Source organism: Polyangium jinanense (assembly GCF_028435365.1).
In genome coordinates this window covers 20,680-39,549 of record NZ_JAGTJJ010000075.1, presented here as the reverse complement: position 1 = coordinate 39,549, position 18,870 = coordinate 20,680, and the positions used below count along the sequence as shown (strand labels likewise).

General features: G+C 68.6%; 12 protein-coding genes. 6 read left to right on the top strand and 6 right to left on the bottom strand.

Going from position 1 to position 18,870, the window contains the following annotated elements; translation table 11 throughout:
- Nucleotides 1–310: 310 nt before the first annotated feature.
- The 3 genes from KEG57_RS49125 to KEG57_RS49115 all read right to left on the bottom strand — a co-directional run bounded on the left by KEG57_RS49125 (nt 311) and on the right by KEG57_RS49115 (nt 3,708).
- On the bottom strand, nt 311–625 hold the full coding sequence (locus KEG57_RS49125; RefSeq protein ID WP_272459832.1) for a peptidase inhibitor family I36 protein: 315 nt from the start codon (nt 623–625) through the stop codon (nt 311–313).
- A gap of 132 nt (nt 626–757) precedes the next feature.
- Nucleotides 758–1,027 (bottom strand): hypothetical protein, encoded by a 270-nt coding sequence (locus tag KEG57_RS49120; RefSeq protein ID WP_272459831.1) that lies wholly within the window; start codon nt 1,025–1,027, stop codon nt 758–760.
- Between the two features lie 440 nt (nt 1,028–1,467).
- Nucleotides 1,468–3,708 (bottom strand): hypothetical protein, encoded by a 2,241-nt coding sequence (locus KEG57_RS49115; protein WP_272459830.1) that lies wholly within the window; start codon nt 3,706–3,708, stop codon nt 1,468–1,470.
- On the opposite strand from KEG57_RS49115, the gene KEG57_RS55350 reads away from it, so the two are divergent.
- Complete coding sequence (locus KEG57_RS55350; protein WP_276605287.1) at nt 3,709–4,518, top strand: glutathione peroxidase; 810 nt, start codon at nt 3,709–3,711, stop codon at nt 4,516–4,518.
- Nucleotides 4,519–4,988: 470 nt separating this feature from the next.
- On the opposite strand, the gene KEG57_RS49105 is transcribed toward KEG57_RS55350, so the two are convergent.
- Nucleotides 4,989–5,465: a 2-thiouracil desulfurase family protein gene (locus KEG57_RS49105; RefSeq protein WP_272428582.1), complete on the bottom strand. Its 477-nt coding sequence runs from the start codon at nt 5,463–5,465 to the stop codon at nt 4,989–4,991.
- Between the two features lie 327 nt (nt 5,466–5,792).
- Here KEG57_RS49105 and KEG57_RS49100 point away from each other — a divergent pair, with 327 nt between their 5' ends.
- Both KEG57_RS49100 and KEG57_RS49095 read left to right on the top strand, forming a co-directional pair.
- Nucleotides 5,793–8,819 carry a hypothetical protein gene (locus KEG57_RS49100; RefSeq protein WP_272459829.1) on the top strand — a complete coding sequence of 1,009 codons (3,027 nt, stop codon included), beginning with the start codon at nt 5,793–5,795 and terminating at the stop codon, nt 8,817–8,819.
- An 86-nt stretch (nt 8,820–8,905) separates the two neighbouring features.
- Complete coding sequence (locus KEG57_RS49095; RefSeq protein ID WP_272425930.1) at nt 8,906–11,080, top strand: RCC1 domain-containing protein; 2,175 nt, start codon at nt 8,906–8,908, stop codon at nt 11,078–11,080.
- A gap of 28 nt (nt 11,081–11,108) precedes the next feature.
- Here the strand turns inward: KEG57_RS49095 and KEG57_RS49090 are convergent, their stop codons facing one another.
- Entirely contained in the window at nt 11,109–12,995 is a 1,887-nt protein-coding gene (locus KEG57_RS49090; RefSeq protein ID WP_272425932.1) for a serine hydrolase domain-containing protein, read from the bottom strand.
- Nucleotides 12,996–13,213: 218 nt separating this feature from the next.
- Here KEG57_RS49090 and KEG57_RS49085 point away from each other — a divergent pair, with 218 nt between their 5' ends.
- Nucleotides 13,214–13,669 carry a hypothetical protein gene (locus KEG57_RS49085; protein WP_272425933.1) on the top strand — a complete coding sequence of 152 codons (456 nt, stop codon included), beginning with the start codon at nt 13,214–13,216 and terminating at the stop codon, nt 13,667–13,669.
- Between the two features lie 186 nt (nt 13,670–13,855).
- Nucleotides 13,856–14,299: a hypothetical protein gene (locus KEG57_RS49080; protein WP_272459828.1), complete on the top strand. Its 444-nt coding sequence runs from the start codon at nt 13,856–13,858 to the stop codon at nt 14,297–14,299.
- A gap of 56 nt (nt 14,300–14,355) precedes the next feature.
- Here KEG57_RS49080 and KEG57_RS49075 read toward each other — a convergent pair whose 3' ends face one another.
- On the bottom strand, nt 14,356–17,859 hold the full coding sequence (locus KEG57_RS49075) for a hypothetical protein (RefSeq protein ID WP_272425936.1): 3,504 nt from the start codon (nt 17,857–17,859) through the stop codon (nt 14,356–14,358).
- 295 nt (nt 17,860–18,154) lie between these two features.
- Between KEG57_RS49075 and KEG57_RS49070 the strand changes: the two genes are divergently transcribed.
- A complete protein-coding gene (locus KEG57_RS49070) occupies nt 18,155–18,868 on the top strand; it encodes a response regulator transcription factor (protein WP_272425938.1) in 714 nt (237 codons plus the stop codon).
- The last annotated feature ends 2 nt before the right edge of the window (nt 18,869–18,870 follow it).

Below are 18,870 nucleotides of genomic sequence, written 5' to 3'. Positions count from 1 at the left end.
CGCGTCGGCGCGGGAAGAGGCCGAGACCACGCCCAGCGCGAACAGTCCCACCCATAGCTTTCCGATCATGCTGCACCTCCCCGGCGGAGCGCTCCACGCCCCTCGGCATGTCATTGCCCTCGCGGCGGGGCCCGTCAACCCACGAAGCCGCCCGCTCGCAGGCTTGGCGCTCGGCTTCGGCCTGCGGCTGCCCTCCCTGCGGGCAGGCGCGCGAGAGCTCATTCGAGGGGCCGCCGCCGCGTCGAACGAGCTCGCGCAGGCAGGCGAGGGGGATCCGACGGCGACGCGTCGAGAGGGCCCCGAAAACGCGTCAAGGGCACTCGCAAACGAAAGAGCTGATCTTGTCGTTCCACTCGCCGAGCAAAGGCGTGTCGTCCCAGTAGGTCTGCGTCGCGCCAGCGAAATTGGCGCCCTCGAACACCTGCACGCCGCACTCGGGATCGAGCAGCCAAGAGGAGATCCGGTCCTTCCAGTCGTCCCCGACCCAAGCTTGGCTCCCCTCTCCCGCGCTCATCGACGCGCCCCCGTAATTGACGTCCTCGTAAAACGTGACACACGCGTCGGCGCGGGAAGAGGCCGAGACCACGCCCAGCGCGAACAGTCCCACCCATAGCTTTCCGATCATGCTGCACCTCCCCGGCGGAGCGCTCCACGCCCCTTGGCATGTCGTTGCGCTCGCAGCGGGCCCCGTCAACCCACGAAGCCGCCCGCTCGCAGGGCGGCGAATCCGACATTTTCGCTTCTCGGCGCCGCCGTGCTACTCCGAAATGCCCCCGCGCCGCTCGAGCGCGCCCCAAAGCACCGCCGCCGCGAGCGCAGGCGCGCCGCACGCGACCGCGAGCACCGTCAACACGAGCGGGCCCGACGCGCGCGGGACGTTGTAAACGAGCACCTCGACGAGCATGACGGCCGCGTCGAGCGACACCGCGACGGCGAGGAGCGCGCCGATGCTCCGGCGCCACCGCGCGGCCAGGAAAAACATTCCCACCGTCAAACCGACGTCGAAGCCCACCCACGCCCATTGCACCCAGCGCGCCGGATACCACGCGGCGTCGACCCACGCGAGCAGCGCCGTCCACGGGACGAGCAGGACCGCGAGCGCCCGGAGCGCTTAGGGCAAATAACCAGCCAATTTCACCCTCGAGCAGGAACCGTTGCCCCGCCGCCCCCCGCCGCGGCCGTATCCCCGACTACGGCATGACGCCACCACGCGTGGGCCTCGCGCGGAAAGTCGAGCTCGTCATCGAATTCTCTGGCACTGCGGGTACACGTACGCATCGGCGCCGGCAGACAGCGAGCGCGAGACGTCCACCGAAGGCGGCGCCTCAGGGCTGCTCTCGCCGGTGCGCTTTCGGGAATGGCAGCGAGAGTTGCCCCAGGGGCACACGCTTACGCATCGGCGGTCCACGCGCCGAGAGCCCCGCGCGGGCCAACCCTTCGCGAACGCTCGACCTGCCCCCGCCTTCCTCAAGAACGGTACACAAACAGATTCCTGTTGCCGCCTCCGCCTCCGCTCCCGCCTCCGCCGGAAAGCTCCACGAATCGCCCGAACACGCGCTGCGCCCCGAACGGCTCTCCCGGGACGAACCGTGCATACGCCATGAGGGCCTTGTTCGCGGTTTCCGCCGCAATCACGGGCGCGCCCTCGACCCACGTGGGTTCCGCCGAAAGCGGGACGCTCGAGGTCACCGTCCCGTCGGCCTCAATCGTCCTCGCCACGAGGTCGACCGCGGCCGGGTCCGTGGGCGCCGTCAAGACGCGGAACGCGACGAGCGCGCGCGGACCCACCGCGACGAGCGCGGGGCAGGTGCCCTCGACGTAGCCGTGGTACAGCAGGGCGTCGTCGCAATCGCCGTGCGGGAGATCCTCGCCGATCAAGAGCCCCTGCGGGTCGAAAGCCATTCCGTCGGAGGTCACACGCGCGGCGCGTAGATTCACCCGCCGCTCTGCGACGAGCTCCTGCCACGCGACGACGTGGTGCGTCCCCGTGAAGGCCACGTCGGGCCGAAACGCCGGCAGATCGGGGGCGGCGGGCGTCACCGGAAAACCGCCCGGATCGAGCGGCTCTCCCGCGGGGGTCAGACGGCCGGCGCGGATCCCCGTGCTGGAGGACCAGGTCACGAGGAAGTTCGTCCCATCGAAAGAAAGGGCAGGGGTACCGCCGGCCCATTCGGCCGGGGCCGCGGACAGGTCGATCATCGGGGAGACGACGCCGTCCTGACCCACGCGGAACGCGTGGAGCTTGCCCGCACTCGCCCCCACGAACATGAGGCCCGCGCCGTCCGAGGCCGCGTCGTTGTATTCCGGGAGCTCGATCGGCGTGGAATCGAGGACCACGCCTGCCGCGCTCAAGCGCGCCGCGCGCGCCGCGAGCGGATGGTTGTACGGAGGATATGCCAAGTCGGTCCCCCACACGACGAGGGTGTTCTTCCCATCGAAGAACGCGTGCGGCTGCATCTGGACGTTGTCGCCGGCGAACACGGCAATGCTCTGCGGATCGAGCAGGGTCCCGTCCGGCGACAACCGCGCGGCGTGGATGTCGTACCACCGCATTCCCTGCTCGAAGTCGCGATCGTCGGTCCACACGACCACGTGGTTCGTGCCGTCGAACGCCACCGAGGGCTGAAATTGCTGATCGGCACTCTGCGAGACGACGATGCGCGGATCGTCGAGCGCGGCGCCCGAGGGGTCGAGGCGCGTGCCGAGGATGTCTCCGCTGTTGACGTCATTGAAGCTGTGGCTCTGCTGCGTCCAGAGGACGAGGGATCCCACGCTCGCGCTGGCCACGGCGAACCCCTCGACGTCCGGGCGGAGCATGGCGCCCGGCGGAGGAGCAAGCGGGATCCCGGCCGGAGAGAGGCGCGCGGTGAGCAGGGTGGCGGAGTCGCCAGGGCTGTAATCGGCCCACGCGAAGACCGTATTCACGCCGTCGTGGGAGCCCACGAGGCCCGAGGGATACGTCCCGAGGCTCGACACCTGAATCGGGCTCGGATCGAGCATCACGCCCGACGACAAGATCCGCGCGGCATACACGCCGCTGGAACGGCCCCAGCCGAGCACGTACGCGGCGCCGTCATGGACGAGCACGGCATTGTCGACCTGCGGGTCGGCGACGAGGACGAGGTGAGAGGGATCGAGCGGGGCGCCAGACGCAGAATAACGGCGCCCGCGAATCTCGCCGTCCTTCCAGACGACGAGGTAATCCGAGCCGTCCGTGGCCACGACGGGGCGCGCGTAGTCAGGGGCATCCTCGGCGGACGCCACGAGAAACCCGCCGGGATCGAGCACAGTGCCGTCGGCCGCGACACGCGCAGCGCGGACCTCACAGTTCGAGAACGGGCAGGTCTTGTCCCAGACGACGAGAGAGCCATTGCCATGGGAGGCGACCCTCGCCCGGACATGCTCATCCTCGGCCACGAAGATCCCGCCAGGATCGAGGACCGTGCCGGCCGGGCCGATGCGCATCAGGCACACGCTCGCAGGAGAGGTGCCGTCGATCTCCACGGTGCTGCCCTCGTAGGCGAGCAGGAAGTTCGTTCCGTCGTAGGTGATCGAGGGCGAGCGGCCGTCAGCAAGGTGAAGGCCATACGGATCGACGAGGATGCCATCGGGCATCACGCGCGAGCCAAAGATGCGCTCCCGGCCATTGCGGTGATCCTGCCAGACCGCAAAATACGCGCCATCGCCGAAGGCAACCGCAGGGCGCACTTGCACCTCGGCCGCAAAACCAGGGAGGGGTTCGCCAAGGCCCATCTCAGGGCCAACGACGGTCTCGAGGGCCGCGCGAGCAGAGCCAAGCGCGGGAGGCGCGGGCTCGTGTTCGCCGCAGCCACGAGGAGCAGGGAGAGGAGGGACGGCGCGAGGAGGCGGTTCAGGGTACGGCGCATGGGTGGCACGCAGGGTCAGCGTATCCCGGGATTCGTTGAGGGATCCAGCCCCTGGCGTCGCGGTCCATCCTCGGGTATTGCGATCCCCATGCTCAACAAACTGGTAGGCGTCGTGAATCGCGCGGTGTACGGCAAAGCCCCCGAAGGCGGGCCCACCTCCCTGCAGGAGCTCTCGCTCCAGCGGCTCGACGGAGCACCGCTCCCCCTCGAAGAGCTGTCAGGCAAGGTCGTGCTCTTCGTCAACGTCGCCAGCCGCTGCGGCCTCACCCCGCAGTACGAAGGGCTGGCAAAGCTGCAGGAACGCTACCGCGACCGCGGGTTCCTCGTGGTAGGCGCCCCGTGCAACCAGTTCCTCGGGCAAGAGCCCGGGACGGCCGCGGAGATCGCTCAGTTCTGCTCCACAACCTACGGCGTCGACTTCCCACTCCTCGCGAAGCAAGACGTGAACGGCGCAGAGCGGAGCCCCCTCTACCAATGGCTCATCGGCAGCAAAGTAGGCGGAGGCTCAGACATCTCCTGGAACTTCGAAAAATTCCTCGTCGGCCGCGACGGCGCAGTCCGCGCGCGCTTCTCCCCCCGAGTGACCCCCGAGTCCCCCGAAGTCGTACAAGCGATCGAAGCCGCACTCTGACAGGCAAGCACGGGAGCCGTCGCGCCGGGGCGCCGCCCCGGACCCCGCGGGGGCTGTCCGCCCCTCGACCCGGACCAGCGCAAGCGCTGGACCCAAGGTCGATGAACCGCGCGATGCGCAGTTCATCGAACAGGCCGAGGCAAGACCAGCGAAGGCCCTGCCTCCAGGAAGCAAAGGTCCTCGACCTTGTCCACATGGTCCTCGGCCTGGTCCACATGGTCCCATGACCTGGTCCACATGGTCCCATGACCTTGTCCACATGGTCCTCGGCCTGGTCCACATGGTCCCATGACCTGGTCCACATGGTCCTCGGCCTGGTCCACATGGTCCCATGACCTGGTCCACATGGTCCTCGACCTGGTCCACATGGTCCCATGACCTGGTCCACATGGTCCCATGACCTGGTCCACATGGTCCTCTGACCTCGTCCACAATTGTCCCGGTAGCGGCCCCCTCGCGTCCGCCGGCGCTCAAAGCTCTTCGTCGGTGACGACCTCGATCCCCTCACGCAGCAATGCGGCCGCGGTGACCCCGTTCCCTTCGCGAAGGGTACGCGAGAACGTTCCATCAAAGACGGCGCCGCACCCACACGACGGAGATCGCGCCTTCAGAATGGCGAGGCGGCACCCAGCAGCGCGCGCGCGCTCCACCGCAATACGAGCCCCCGCCAGGTACTGAGGGGTGACATCGTCCCCCGCGTCCGTGAGGACGCGTGCCCTCCCGCTCAAAACATCATTCCCATCTCCTCCCACAGTCTCGGCGGGAGGCCGGGGAATTCCAAGGCCCCCTTCAGCCTCCGGACAAACGAGCACGGCCCGCCCCTCGCGCACAAGCGCGAGGACGCGCTCGCGCGCGCGGTGATTGCCGTCATACGCACACGCGCGGCCCGCAAGACAGGCCGATACGAGGATCGGCGCGCCGGGATCATCACTCGAGCGGTCCTTCATACCCGAAGCCTACCACAGCTCACGGCGCGACAGGCGGAAGGCAAGTACGCGTGCCGCGAACGAAAGAAAATGCCGGGTGCGATTCGCGAACGGCACGCTGATGTTTTGAGGAGGCGGTGACGCGCGCATCGCCGACACCGCTTGACGTGCTCTTCGAGTGGCCGTATGGGTGCGCGAATGTCGCAATCCTATGTGTTACCGGGCCCTTGGCTCCGGCACGTGGCCACCGGAGCCCTCCTGTCGGTGGCCGCTTCGTGTGCCTCCGATTCCCTTCTTGATCCCCCATCCGAACCTTCGGCCTCGTCGGCGCCTGCATCGTCGACCGAGATGCCGAAGGATCTCCGCGCAGCCTACATTCATGCCGTGCAATCGGGCGCCCCGGAGGCCTATGGCGCGAGGTGGGTCGGGCCGGAGCTCGTCGAGGCAGAGAACGAGGCCTCGGGCTTCGTGACGACGCTCTCCAGCGCGGGCGTGGTGCTCGCGCCCTTGCAGGAGCCTTGGTCGCTCGAAATGCGCACGGCGGCGATCGGCTGCGAGGGGGCGACGCTGCCGGTCTCCGCGGTCTCGCCGAAGGCTGTGGGCAATCGGATTGCGTACGAGCATCCCGAGATCTCCGGGTGGTACCTCAATGGCCCGCTCGGGCTCGAACAAGGGTTCGTCCTCGAGCGCGCGCCCGATTGTGCGGGGACGAAGGTGGTGGAGCTGGAGCTCGGCGGCGAGCTCCGCGCAGAGCTCGAGGACGCGGACGGCGACGGGCGCGGGGAGGTGATCCGGCTCGTGGATGTCGAGGGCCAGGTGGCGCTCTCGTATACGGATCTCTTCGCGAAGGACGCGGAGGGCAAAACGCTGCCGACGTGGATGTCGGTGGAGGCGGGGCGAATCACGCTGCACGTCGACGACGAGGGGGCGGCGTATCCGGTGGAGATCGATCCGCTGATCGGGGTCCAGCAGGCGAAGCTCCTGGCGAGTGATGGGGCGTCGTCCGACCGCTTCGGCATTCGGGTCGCGCTGTCGGGGGACACGGCGCTCGTGGGCGCCCCGCTCGACGATGACAAGGGGCAAGGCTCCGGTTCCGCCTACCTGTTCGTGCGCAGCGGCAGCACGTGGACCCAGCAAGCGAAGCTCGTGCCGGTCGACGGGGCGGCGGGCGACCAATTCGGCACCTCGGTCGCGCTGTCGGGGGACACGGCGCTCGTGGGCGCCGGCCTCGACGACGACAAGGGGACCGACTCTGGTTCCGCCTACGTCTTCGTGCGCAGCGGGACCACCTGGACCCAGCAGGCGAAGCTCCTGGCGAGTGATGGCGCGCCGGAGGACTGGTTCGCCTATTCGGTCGCGCTGTCGGGGGACACGGCGCTCGTGGGGGCCCTGTGGGACGACGACAAGGGGGCCAACGCCGGCTCCGCCTACGTCTTCGTGCGCAGCGGCAGCACGTGGACCCAGCAGGCGAAGCTCGTGGCGAGCGACGGGGCGACGGGTGACCAATTCGGCACCTCGGTCGCGCTGTCGGCGGACACGGCGCTCGTGGGGTCCTACTGGGACGACGACAAGGGGACCGACGCCGGCTCTGCTTATGTCTTCGTGCGCAGCGGCGGCGCCTGGACCCAGGAGGCGAAGCTTTTGGCGAGTGATGGCGCGGCGACCGACCTGTTCGGTTATTCGGTCGCGCTATCGGCGGACACGGCGCTCGTGGGGGCGTATCGGGACGACGACAAGGGGACCGACGCCGGCTCTGCTTATGTATTCGTGCGCAGCGGCAGCGCCTGGACCCAAGAGGCAAAGCTCCTGGCGAGCGACGGGGTGGCGTCGGACAGCTTCGGCCATTCGGTCACGCTGCTCGGGGACACGGCGCTCCTGGGGGCGTATCGAGACGACAACGACAAGGGCACGGCCTACGTGTTCCTGCGCAGCGGCGGCGCCTGGACCGAGCAGACGAAGCTCGTGGCGAGCGACGGGGTGGCGGACGACGAATTTGGTACTTCGGTCGCGCTGTCGGGGACCACGGCGCTCGTGGGGGCTCACTTCGACGACAACAAGGGCTCTGCCTACGTGTTCGTCTTGACGGTGGGCAACGGCTCGACCTGCGCCTCGGGCGCCACGTGCGCGAGCGGCTTCTGCGTCGACGGGGTGTGCTGCGACAGCGCGTGCGGCGGCGGTGTCGGAAGCGACTGCCAGGCCTGCAGCGTGGCGGCGGGCGCAGCCATGGACGGGACGTGCAGCCCGCTCGTGATGGGCACCGAATGCCGCGCGTCGGCGGGTGCGTGCGACGTGGCGGAGAGCTGCAACGGCGTCGCGACGGCGTGCCCCGCGGATGGGAAGGTCGCGCAAGGGACCGAATGCAGGGCGTCGGCGGGTGCGTGCGACGTCGCGGAGACCTGCAACGGGACGTCGAATGCTTGTCCGGCGGACACCAAGGTCGCGGCAGGCACCGAATGCAGGGCGTCGGCGGGGGCTTGCGACGTGGCGGAGAGCTGCAACGGGACGGCGAATGCTTGTCCGGTCGACACCAAGGCCGCGGCCGGCACCGAATGCAGGGCGTCGGCAGGGGCTTGCGACGTGGCCGAGAGCTGCAACGGGACGTCGAATGCTTGTCCGGCGGACACCAAGGTCGCGGCAGGCACCGAATGCAGGGCGGCGGCGGGTGCGTGCGACGTGGCCGAGAGCTGCAATGGGACGGCGAATGCTTGTCCGGTCGACACCAAGGTCGCGGCAGGCACCGAGTGCAGGGCGGCGGCGGGTGCGTGCGACGTGGCCGAGAGCTGCAATGGGACGGCGGATGCTTGTCCGGTCGACACCAAGGTCGCGGCAGGCACCGAGTGCAGGGCCTCTGCGGGGGCTTGCGACGCCGCCGAGAGTTGCGACGGTGCGGCGGTGAATTGTCCTCCCGATGCCGCTGTGCCGGACGGGACGGCGTGTGATGACGGCGATGCGTGCACGGAGGGCGATTCGTGCGAGCTCGGCGCTTGTAAGTCCGGCGCCACCCAACCGAACTGCGGCAGCGGCGGCGCAGGCGGAAGCGGCGGCGCAGGCGGCAGCGGCGGCGCAGGCGGCAGCGGCGGCGCAGGCGGAAGCGGCGGCGCAGGCGGCAGCGGCGGCGCAGGCGGCAGCGGCGGCGCAGGCGGTAGCGGCGGCGCGGGCGGTAGCGGCGGCGCGGGCGGCAGCGGCGGCGCGGGTGGCAGCGGCGGCGCGGGCGGCGGCGGTGGTTCGCCTTCGACGCCGGGCCCCACCGAAGAGGGCGGCTGCACGTGCTCGGCGGCAGGTGATTCCACCTCCACGGGCATGGAATCCGTGGCCCTTCCCATGGCCGGAATCCTCCTCGCCCTCGCGCGAGGCCGTCGCCGTATGCGACGCTGACCGCGAGCCATGTAGGACCGCTCCCGCGTCCACGGCGGCCGGATGTACGGCGCTCGGCAAGCGTGCTAGGCATCCGCCCCTTCAAGATGATCCCCACGCATTCAGGGCGCTTTTGGGTCCTCGCGTTCCTCCTCCCGACCGTCTGGGCGTGCTCTCCAGCGCCGACCCCCGCGACATCGAACCTGCCGCCAGGCACGGAGCATTCATCCGCTCCCACGCCGCCCTCGATCATCGCCGACGTCACGCTCGGCAAGGAGCACGGGTGCGTGCGGATGACCGACGGCCGTGTCCGCTGCTGGGGCAAAAACACGCGTGGCCAGCTCGGCACCGGCGATGACGCCCCCTCCAGCACCCTCCGCGACGTCGAGGGCGTGCGGGACGTGCGCGAGCTCCACGCCTTCGGCGACAGCACCTGCGCGGTCAAGCGTGACGGCACCGTATGGTGCTGGGGCGACTGGTCCGTGTCCCTCTCGACGGTGCAAGGGGTCCGGGAGACCTGCGGCAAATCCCCGGAGCCGGCGCGCCTCTGTCAGCGCACGCCGGTCGCGCTGTACGGGCTCACCGGCGTCACCTCGCTCGAGATCGAAACATCACGCGCGTGCGTGCGCACCGAGCAGGGGCCCGTCGAGTGCTGGGGGCAGGAAAGTCATAGCACGATACGACTTCACCGGGACCGCGAGAAGCTTGGCGCCGTGCCCAAGATCCGCGTCGGAGACCTGACGCGCTGCCTTCTCACCGAAGCCGGTACGGCCGACTGCGCCACCTGGGGACGCGACCGCTCCGAGCCTTGGCCCTTGCCGGCAGCTTGGGGCGCCGTGGATGACATTCGCATGAATCAAGAAGGCACGCGGGCCTGCGCGAAGCTCCGGCAGGGCGGCGACTGGCGTTGTGCTCCGGTCGGGGCGACCTCGTGGATGATGGAGGCCGAGAAGCAGGAGGGCTCTTTTCGAGGGTCCAAGCAGATCGAGCTGGCGCGGCAGAACGGATGCTCTCTCGGGGAGGACGGGCGTGTACGCTGCTGGGGCCTGAACTACTGCAACCAGCTTGGTCAACCCTCCTCGACGAAACAAACCGAGCGAGCCTCCGATCAACCGATCGAGGTTCCGGGGCTGCGTGACGTGGTCTCGCTCTCGGTGGAGCTCGACCGAGCGTGCGCCGTGACCCGCGACGGAAAGCTCGTTTGCTGGGGCGGTCAGCCGGAGCGGCGCACGTACGATCTGACCTCGGCCTACTCGCCGTGGCGTGGCAAGAGCGCCCAGCCGGTGAAAGGGCTCACGAACGTCCGGCAACTCACGGCCGACAACCATTCTTTATGTGCCCTCCGCGACGATGGGGCCGTGCTCTGCTGGGGTGATAACGCGAGCGGCCAGCTCGGCGACGGGACGCAGGCGGATCGCGCGCTGCCGGTACCGGTGCGTGGCCTCTCGAACGCGCAGGATGTCGCGTGCGCGGGGCGTCGGTGCTGCGCTTTGCTACCCGACAAGACGGTCTCCTGCTGGGGATTGCTCGACGGCACGAGCAACTTGAACGCCGTGCGGGAGCCCCGCCCGATTCCCTCGCTCACCAACGTCGTGGATATCGTGGGCGGCTCCATCTCCTACTGCTTCCAGCACGAAGATGGTGCGATTTCTTGTTGGCGCTCGTCGCATCTTTATCCCATTTCACCGGAATACGGAGGCGAGCCACGGCGGACAGCCGCGCGTGACGCAACGCAACTCGTCGTGGGAGGGAATCACGCGTGCATGCGTGACCGCGCCGGACGCGTGCGTTGCTGGGGCTGGAACTACGGCGGGGTGATAAGCTCGCCGGCCATGGGAACGGTCTCGTACACGCCGCTCACGGTTCCGAACCTCGGAACGCGCGGCACCCTCGCGGCTGGACCGTTCGCCATGTACGACGTGACCCCGGAGGGGACCGTCTTTGCCTGGGGCGCGACGAGAAACGCCGACGACAAACGCCCCTTCGTTCCCACCAAGGTCACGAGCTTCGGGTCGGATGTCGTGGCGGTCGTGGACAAGATCAGCCATGTGTGTGTGCTCCGCCGAAATGGCAGCGTGGCCTGCGAAGAACCCCAGTTGGGCGGCCGCAATCAGCTGGAGGATGTTGCCGGGATGAGCAACATCACGGAGCTCGTGCGGGGGGACAAGATGCTTTGCGGGCGCACACGGGCAGGTGGCGTCGTTTGCGCCGGCAGCAACGAGTATGGGCAGTTGGGCGACGGCACCATGGTGTGCACCGCGGAGCCGTTCGAGATCCGCTGATCCTGGTGTCACGCCGCCGGGCAGGGGCTCACTGCGGCGCGCTGATCTGGTTCTCGCAGCACAGGGTGCCCGCCGTGGTGTTGCCGTTGCAGCCGCCGAAATAGCGGTTCGTGGTGCTCCCGCCATAGCCGCAGTTGATCCAGTTGCAGTAGTTCCCCTGCGTGTCCCTGTAGGCGGACTCGGTCAGGTCATACGTGGCGGTCGGCGAGCAGACGCGCATCGGCTCGTTCGTCGGACAGGCATACGTCGCCGTGGTCGACGCGGAGCAGTTGCCGCTCGCGCTGCCCGAGTATTTCAGGTTGGTCGAGGTCCAGTAGTGGTCCATGGGAGCCTCGGCATTCTCCACGCTGGCCGTGCCATACTGGTTGTAGGACGCGTACTCGGCGGCCGTGCACACGTGATAGCCGGCCTTGCACAGGGTGCTCGCCTCGGAATAGGTGACCGAGCCCGCGCAGCCGAACATCTTCTGGTTGTAGAACCGCTGCACGTGCTTGACGTCGTTGGTATCCGCGCACCCGCCCGTGTCCACGGGGACGACCGCATTCTTCATGACGTCCTGGATGTCCTCGACGGCCGTGCCGGGGTGTGCGCCTCCGTTCGCGAACGAGATGTAGGCGAGATCGAGCTCCGGAGAGAACCAGATCCGCGCGAAGGAGAAGATGACGGAACCCTGGCCAATCGCGCCGTTGTGGGTGTAGCGCTTGGCGACGATCTGTGGGCTGGTCGAGATGTACACCGACCCCCACCCGTAGTTGTAATCTTCGTAGTCCCGCCGGAGCACCCTCTGGACGGCCGGAGATCGGTCGCGAAGGAGGAGCGTCGCATACCGCGCGAAATCGTAGACCGTGAAGGCGAGCCCACCCGCTCCCGTCGAGATGCTGTCGTTCGCGTTGTCGTACAGAGAATCACCGTCCCCGTACGTGGCCGCGGTGACTGGAATCACATCCCAATTCGATTTGTAATACCTGGGGTAGTGGTGCCCGGAGGCCCAGACGGGGTCGGGGAAGAAGTGGGCGTTCCAGTAATTGTCGATGGAGGCGTTGCCGGACGAATAATCGAGCCCCGAAGCCGCCAGCATATCGCTCCTCCCCCACGCCCAGCCGACGTCCATCCCGTGCGGCTCGACGACATATTCCTTCACGTACTCCGTGTAATCGTGGACGCCGGCGGGCAGCCACCTGTTGATGACGGCCTGCAGGATCAAGAAGTTCAGGTTCTCGTAGTCCTCTTGGCCGGGTTCGCCGGGGTCCCCGTCGCAATCGGCCAGCATGCCGTTCGGGTACTGGCTCGCACCGATATTGGGGGTGACGGTGCCCATGAGGAACTCTCGCACGATCTGCGGGCGCGTCTTGGTCTGCCAGTTGTTCGGGAAGTCGTGCGCGTAGAGCTGCGTGCTCTGACAATTGTACCCGGAGAGGTGGGCGGCCACCTCTCCGAGCGTGACGTACGCGCGGTCGGTGTTGTCCGCGAAGAAGCGGTAAAAATATTCCGGCGCGAGGTCCAGCGCGTCCGACAGCGGGGTGTCCCAGGACAGGTACACGGTGGGGTTGGTCGAGATGACGACCCCGGACTCGATGAGCTTCGACAGCGCGAGCGCCGTGATGCTCTTGCTGATGGATCCGATGTTGAAGACCGCGTCGTGAGGCATCGCGACCGGATTGACCGCGCCGAGCCTCGCCCAGCCAGCGTTGCCCTTCGCGATGATGTGCTTGCCCGCGATCACCGCGGCGATCATCCCCGGGGTGTTCGCCGTCCCGGGGGTGCCCGGCGAGACGACCGTGTGGTCTTCGAGGAGAGGCGTGAGATCGATGGCGTTGGGATGCACCTGAGGCGGCGCGGCATGGCTGCTCGAGGCGACGAGCAGCGCGAGGCTACCCAACCCCGAAGCGACGAGGGCGGACCGGTTCTTTCTCATGATATTTGTCCTCGGAAGCGAATTCGTGCGCGTGATGAAGCGTTGCGCAGGGAAGATTGCAGGCGCCGTGCCAATCCGAATCCGAGGCGTGACGCGGACGCAAGGGCTCGAATTCCTTCACACGGAGGGGTCGGTGTCACGCGGCCGTGACGGTGTCACGCGGCCGTAACAGCCCGCTGTCATGCGCACGTGACGCCTCTTCGTGATACCCTCGCCGCATGCACGCGCGGACGGCCAACCGTTTTCTGATCGTCATGTCGGCTCTGGCCGGGGCCATGCAGTTGCATTGCGTGAAGCGTGACTTGCCCCTGCACGAGATCGTGGGCTCCTATTCCTTGCACGGCGAGTACGTCGGAACGCGCGTGGTGCTGAAGCCGGACCACACGTTCGTGCTGGAGTGGTGGACCTGCGGGGGTACCCAGAGGGTGCGAGCCCGATGGCATCCATTGGGCAATGGGGAGCTCGGCGTGTCGGGTGTTCCTGCTCCGAAAGAGCCGGATGCCGGCGCGAGCGAACCTGAAAGCGAGGGGATTGCTGACATCTGCACGATCGATCCGACTGCCTGCGGTACGATTCACCTCGACCAGATTCGCATGCGCGTCCTCGGGGATACCCTGGAGCTCAGGTCCTCTCCGGACCCCAATGACGTCCAGAAACTGCCACGCGAGCCGTAGCGTGGATCACCCGGATGTGGCAGCGCTGACCACGCACGATCCGGTCCCGAGGCGAGGGCCCCCGCGCGCTTTCCGTAGTGTTTTCCGCGTCATGCGGTCGTTTTGGGTCTTGTCATCGCCGGCACTTCATGCGAGGGGGACGGAATGCGTACATTCTTCTTGCTCTTTCTGGTTAGTGCGGTCTCGTTGGCCGCGTGTAGCGACGACAACACCGGTGGCGACGGCGGCGCCGGCCCCGGCGGTTCTGGTGGGAGTGGCGGTTCCGGCGGCGGCAGCGATGGCGGCGGCGGCACCGGTGGTCAGGGCGGCGGGTCGTCGACCGGCGGCGGGTCGGCCGCCGGCGGGAGCGGCGGCGGCAGCGCCTGCGCCATCCCGGCGGGCGTCGAATACAACGACATGGGGTGCCTCACGTACACGGGCGCGGCCGCGCTCTGCGGGTTCCCGTCCGACGGGAGCACCTGCAAGCTCGCCGTGAGCTGCATGGCCTCGACCGATGAAGGGCAGTGCAACATCAACTGCGAGATGGGCACCACCATCAAGTGCTACAAGGAAGCCGACGTGCAATGCCTCGTGAGCGCGGTTTGCGCCGGCGACTGCGACGCATTGAAGGCCTGCGGCTTCGTTCTCTGACGGAGCCCGCGGCTCCGGCCCCGGGGCGCGCTCCCCGGGGCCTCGTCCGTGTAGGCTCAGTTCGTGGGGTGGGACCGCCGCGCGCCGCCCGCGCGCCGCTTGACCGACAAGAGGATCCCGAGCGCGCCCAGGAGAAGCAGCGGCGAAGAGGGCGAGCGTTCCGCGTCCTCTACGCTGTAGCTGCAGCCGCCGTCAGGGATGGGCCCGCCGCCGCCGCCAGGGATCGGGCCGCCGCCGCCCTCACCCGCATCGGAGCCGGTTCCCGCGTCGAGCACCTCGCCGGCATCCGTTCCCGCGTCGGGCTCCTCGCCGGCATCCGTCCCAGCGTCGAGCACCTCGCCGGCATCCATTCCCGCGTCGGGCACCTCGCCGCCGTCCGTCCCAGCGTCCTCTGGCTCGACCGGCTCCATGCACGTTCCCGCCGAGCACACGTTCGTCCCATCGCCGCACGTCGTGCCGTCGAGCGGGGCGCAGACCCCATCGACCGGCGCGCCGGCCGCCACGCTGCACGCCATGCAATCGGTCGTGTCGCCGCCGCCGCATGCCGTGTCGCAGCAAACGCCGTCCGAGCAAAAGCCGCTCGGGCAAACGCCGCAGGTCGTGATACGCGAAAGCCGCACGCGAATCGAATCGTAGGGGGCGCCCTCCACGAACCGCGAGAATGCAGCCAGCGTCTCCCCGTCGCCGCGCGAGGCGAGCTCGACGGGCTGGACGATGCCAGGCTCGGTCGAGATGTCGAACGGCGCGCTGACCGTCCCGTCCGGAGCGACGGTCACGCCCCGGAGGATGTCATTCCGCGGGGAAGCCCCGGGCGCGAACCGCGCGACGACGAACAGGCTGCCGTCGAACGCCACGGCCGGACGCTGGTCCCAGTGACTGAAGGCACATCCATTGTAGCCGTACGGGTCCGGGTGCTCGTCGAGCAAAAGCCCCTGGTAATCGAGGATCATTCCATCCGGCGTGACGCGCGCCGCGCGCTCGCGGGTGACCTTCGTCGCGAGATCGAAGGCCCTCCACGTGACCAGGTAGACGCCTCCGCCGAACGCGACGCTCAAACCACAAAGCATCTCGTTCTGGTTCGCGACCGTGAGGCCGCTCGGATCGATCATCGTCGCGTTCGCGTCGAGGCGCGATGCGCGCAGGATCGTCGCATTGCCGAATCCGGTGCCATTCGGGTCCGAACCCCAGACGTACAAGGCATTCGTGCCGTCGGAGGCGAGGGCGCCGCTGAAGCCCCAGGGCAGGTCCGAGAGCTCGGTGACGTTCCCTTGCGCATCGATGCGGAAGGGGATCCGGGCGCTGTAGAGACCGCCGAATGCATATTGAAGCACGAGCAGCGTGTCGCCCGCGACCTTCGTCGCCGCGACGACCTGGTATTCTCCGAGTTGAATGGGCGGGTTGTCGAGCAACATCCCCTGGCCGTCCACGCGCGCCGCTCGAAGCGAGTTCTGCTCCTCCAGAGCCCCCGCCTGGCGGTCGAACGCAGACCACACGAGAAGGGTCGACTGCCCGTCCGAGATCACGCGTGGATCACGCTGATGGAGCGGGCCTATGGCCAGCGGCAGCCCCGACATGTCGAGCGCCTGCCCAGCGGGAGAAATACGCGTCGCAAGGATGTCCATGGAGCCAGGCGCCGCGTAGTCGCGATCGTCTTCCCAGGCGACGAGGTAATTCTGCCCATTCCAGGCAAGCGATACGTCCGTCTGGCTGTTTGCGCTCGCCGAGATCAGGATCGGCGTCGCATCGATCTGCGTTCCATCCATCCCGTAGCGCGCCCCCACGACGTCGGCGGAGTCGGGCGCGCCATAGTCGTTCCCCGCAAACGCGGACCAGGCGAGAAACGCGTTCGTTCCATCGGACGTAATGGCCACGTCCCTGCCCGCCGTCGTGAGGATGCTCGGCGCCGGATCCAAAAAGCCTCCCTGCGCGTCCAGCCGAAGGAGCCTCAGCGTTCCGCCCGATTCGACGAGCTCCACCTCCCACCTGTTGCTCGACGCCATGAGGAACCCGGCGCTCGTCTTCAGGAGGGCGACACGAATGAGCTCTTCGTAGCCGACATCGGCGCTCGCGAGCGTGGCCGGTGCCCCGAGCGGCACGGCCGCGGCCGACACGCGGACCGTATGAAATGTCCTCTGGGTCCAGGCCGTCTCCCACGCGACGAGATAGTTCGTCCCATCGAAGACCACGGCCGGCGCGCTGATGAACTCGTCGCCCGTGTAATCGGCCAGCGTGGGCGCGAGGTCGACGCCGCCCGGGTCGAGCACGGCCCCCTGGGCGTCGATACGCGCGCCGCGGAGATTGCCGTTCGAATGCCAGACCATCAGCGTGTCGGCGCCCGCAGAAGCGAGCCCGAGCCCGCTGAAACTCCAGGACGGGCCCGCGATGGAGGCGATGCCGCCCGGATCGAGGACGGCGCCGGCGGGTGTGATTCGCGCGTGGCGGAGGCCGGCCGGGGCATCGGTGCTCGACCAGGCCACGACGAACTGCCCCGCCGCATAGGCAACGGAAAATCCCCGGCCTGCGGAGCCGACGCCGCCAATCGTGATCGGGGTCGGGTCGAGCACAGCGCCGCTCGGATCCACCCGCACGGCCTGGAGCTCGCTGCCGTTCAGGAAAGCGACGAGAAACACGCCTCCGCCCACCGCGACGCGTGGCTCGCTCCCCGTCGCGAGACCGAGCCCGTACGGATCGAGAACCGTGCCGTCGGGCATGATACGCGCGCCGTAAATCCTCGCCGGCGCGCCGCGGCCGTCGTACCAGACGGCGAGGTGCTGCGTGCCGTCGAAGGCCACCGAGGTCGAATCCTCGGCGAAGCCGGCCGGGCCAAAGAGGGGGGTATCCGTGCCCGTCTCGGGTGAAATGAGCGGGTCGAGCACGGCCGGGTAGGCGGACGTCTCCACGAGGTTCGCCGCGACGCGCATTTCGAGGCCCCCGGGCACGGCGCGCACGGGCACGTCGGCGCGGGCGCCGCGGGCGTCGATCCAGGTCGCATGCCCGACCCGGGCGCCGAGCCCGGTTTCGCGATCCGCGAAGCGATGCCCTGCCGCGCCTTCGCCCGCATACGCCTGGCCGGAGACCCGGAGGCGAACGGTGACGTCTCCTTCGCCCTCGGGGCGCGCGGGGAACGTGTAACTCAGCTCCACGCCCTCCGGCATGGGCCGTAGGTGTTGCGCGACCTCTCCCCGGTCGATGACCAGCTCGCCGCCCGCGTCGACGGCCGATTTTGAGGCGGACGCGGCCTGGCCGAGCGAGCGGCTGCCGCGCGTGACGTCCGTCGTTTCGATACGGAGCGGCGACGGGCGCGCGGCGGGGGTGTTTGCCCTTCCGTCGGCGAGGGGCGCGAGCTCGAATGCTTCCGTGGAGGCGCGCACGGCATAACGGTCACCCCCTGCGGTCCATACGCCCTCGCCGCCGCGGAAGGCGGGGAGGAGCGGCGACGGCGAACCCAGCGCGGCGGGCGAGGGCGCGCGCGCCGACGTCGCCCCGACGGCGAGGGCGGCGGCGGCGCCGAGGAGAAGCAACGCGCCGTAAGCGAGCCGTGCGGCGCGTGGAGGCCTCATCGGCCGATGCATCCCAGAGCAATCGTTCATCAAGACTTCTTCCTTTCTCGTCGAGCGTGCGGTCATCGGGCGTGTCCGAAGGCCCTACGGTGGGCTTGCAAGGAAATGGGCGTGACGCGGCCGAGCCGCATCACGCCAGACTTTCACGATGCTACACGTCGGTACGGACGAGCACCATGGTGCTTCCGCGATCAGCAGGGATTGCGCGGGACGGGCTCCCGCCCGTTCGTCCGCCTCATGTTAAGCAACTGTTAGCGACGCACTCCGCCCGCGGCGCGGGTGGTAGTCTGCGCCGATGATGCCCGTGGAGAGGACCTCGACCTCGATCGTGTTCATCGAGGACGACGAGAAGCTCGCGCGACTCACGGCGCGATACCTGGAGTCCCACAACGTCCGCGTCACGCTGGCGACCGATCCCCGCGAAGGGATCGCCGCTGTCCTGCGCGAGCACCCCGACGTCGTCCTCCTCGACCTCATGCTCCCCGAGATCGACGGCTTCGAGGTCTGCCAGCGCCTCCGGGCCCGCGTCCACACCCCGATCATCATGGTCACCGCGCGCGGCGAAGAGGCCGATCGCGTGATGGGCCTCGAAGGCGGCGCAGACGACTACCTGCCCAAACCCTTTTCCGCGCGCGAGCTCCTTGCGCGCATCCGAGCGCACGCGCGCCGCGCCCGCGGCCTCGCGGGTCCTCCGGCCGAGCGCCAGATCGTCGCCGGCTCCCTCACCATCGACCCTTGCGCTCGCCGGGCCATCTTCGGCGGGATGGAGCTCGCGCTCACGACCTACGAGTTCGACCTCCTGCACGCCCTCGCCGAGCGGGCTGGGCGCGTGCTCACGCGCGAGCAGCTCGTGGATCTCGTGCGCGGCAGCGCGGACGAGGCCTTTGATCGTTCGATCGACGTGCACGTCTCGCACCTCCGGAAGAAGCTCGGCGACGACCCGAAAAACCCCCGGATCATCAAGACCGTGCGCGGCATCGGATACGTGTTCGCGATCGACCGGATGTGAGC

Coding starts and splice junctions, on each gene's coding strand:
- KEG57_RS49100 (WP_272459829.1), top strand. CDS start 5,793: ATGCCGAAGGATCTCCGCGCAGCCTACATTCATGCCGTGCAATCGGGC.
- KEG57_RS49090 (WP_272425932.1), bottom strand. CDS start 12,995: ATGAGAAAGAACCGGTCCGCCCTCGTCGCTTCGGGGTTGGGTAGCCTC.
- KEG57_RS49125 (WP_272459832.1), bottom strand. CDS start 625: ATGATCGGAAAGCTATGGGTGGGACTGTTCGCGCTGGGCGTGGTCTCG.
- KEG57_RS49075 (WP_272425936.1), bottom strand. CDS start 17,859: ATGAGGCCTCCACGCGCCGCACGGCTCGCTTACGGCGCGTTGCTTCTC.
- KEG57_RS49095 (WP_272425930.1), top strand. CDS start 8,906: ATGATCCCCACGCATTCAGGGCGCTTTTGGGTCCTCGCGTTCCTCCTC.
- KEG57_RS49085 (WP_272425933.1), top strand. CDS start 13,214: ATGCACGCGCGGACGGCCAACCGTTTTCTGATCGTCATGTCGGCTCTG.
- KEG57_RS49105 (WP_272428582.1), bottom strand. CDS start 5,465: ATGAAGGACCGCTCGAGTGATGATCCCGGCGCGCCGATCCTCGTATCG.
- KEG57_RS49070 (WP_272425938.1), top strand. CDS start 18,155: ATGATGCCCGTGGAGAGGACCTCGACCTCGATCGTGTTCATCGAGGAC.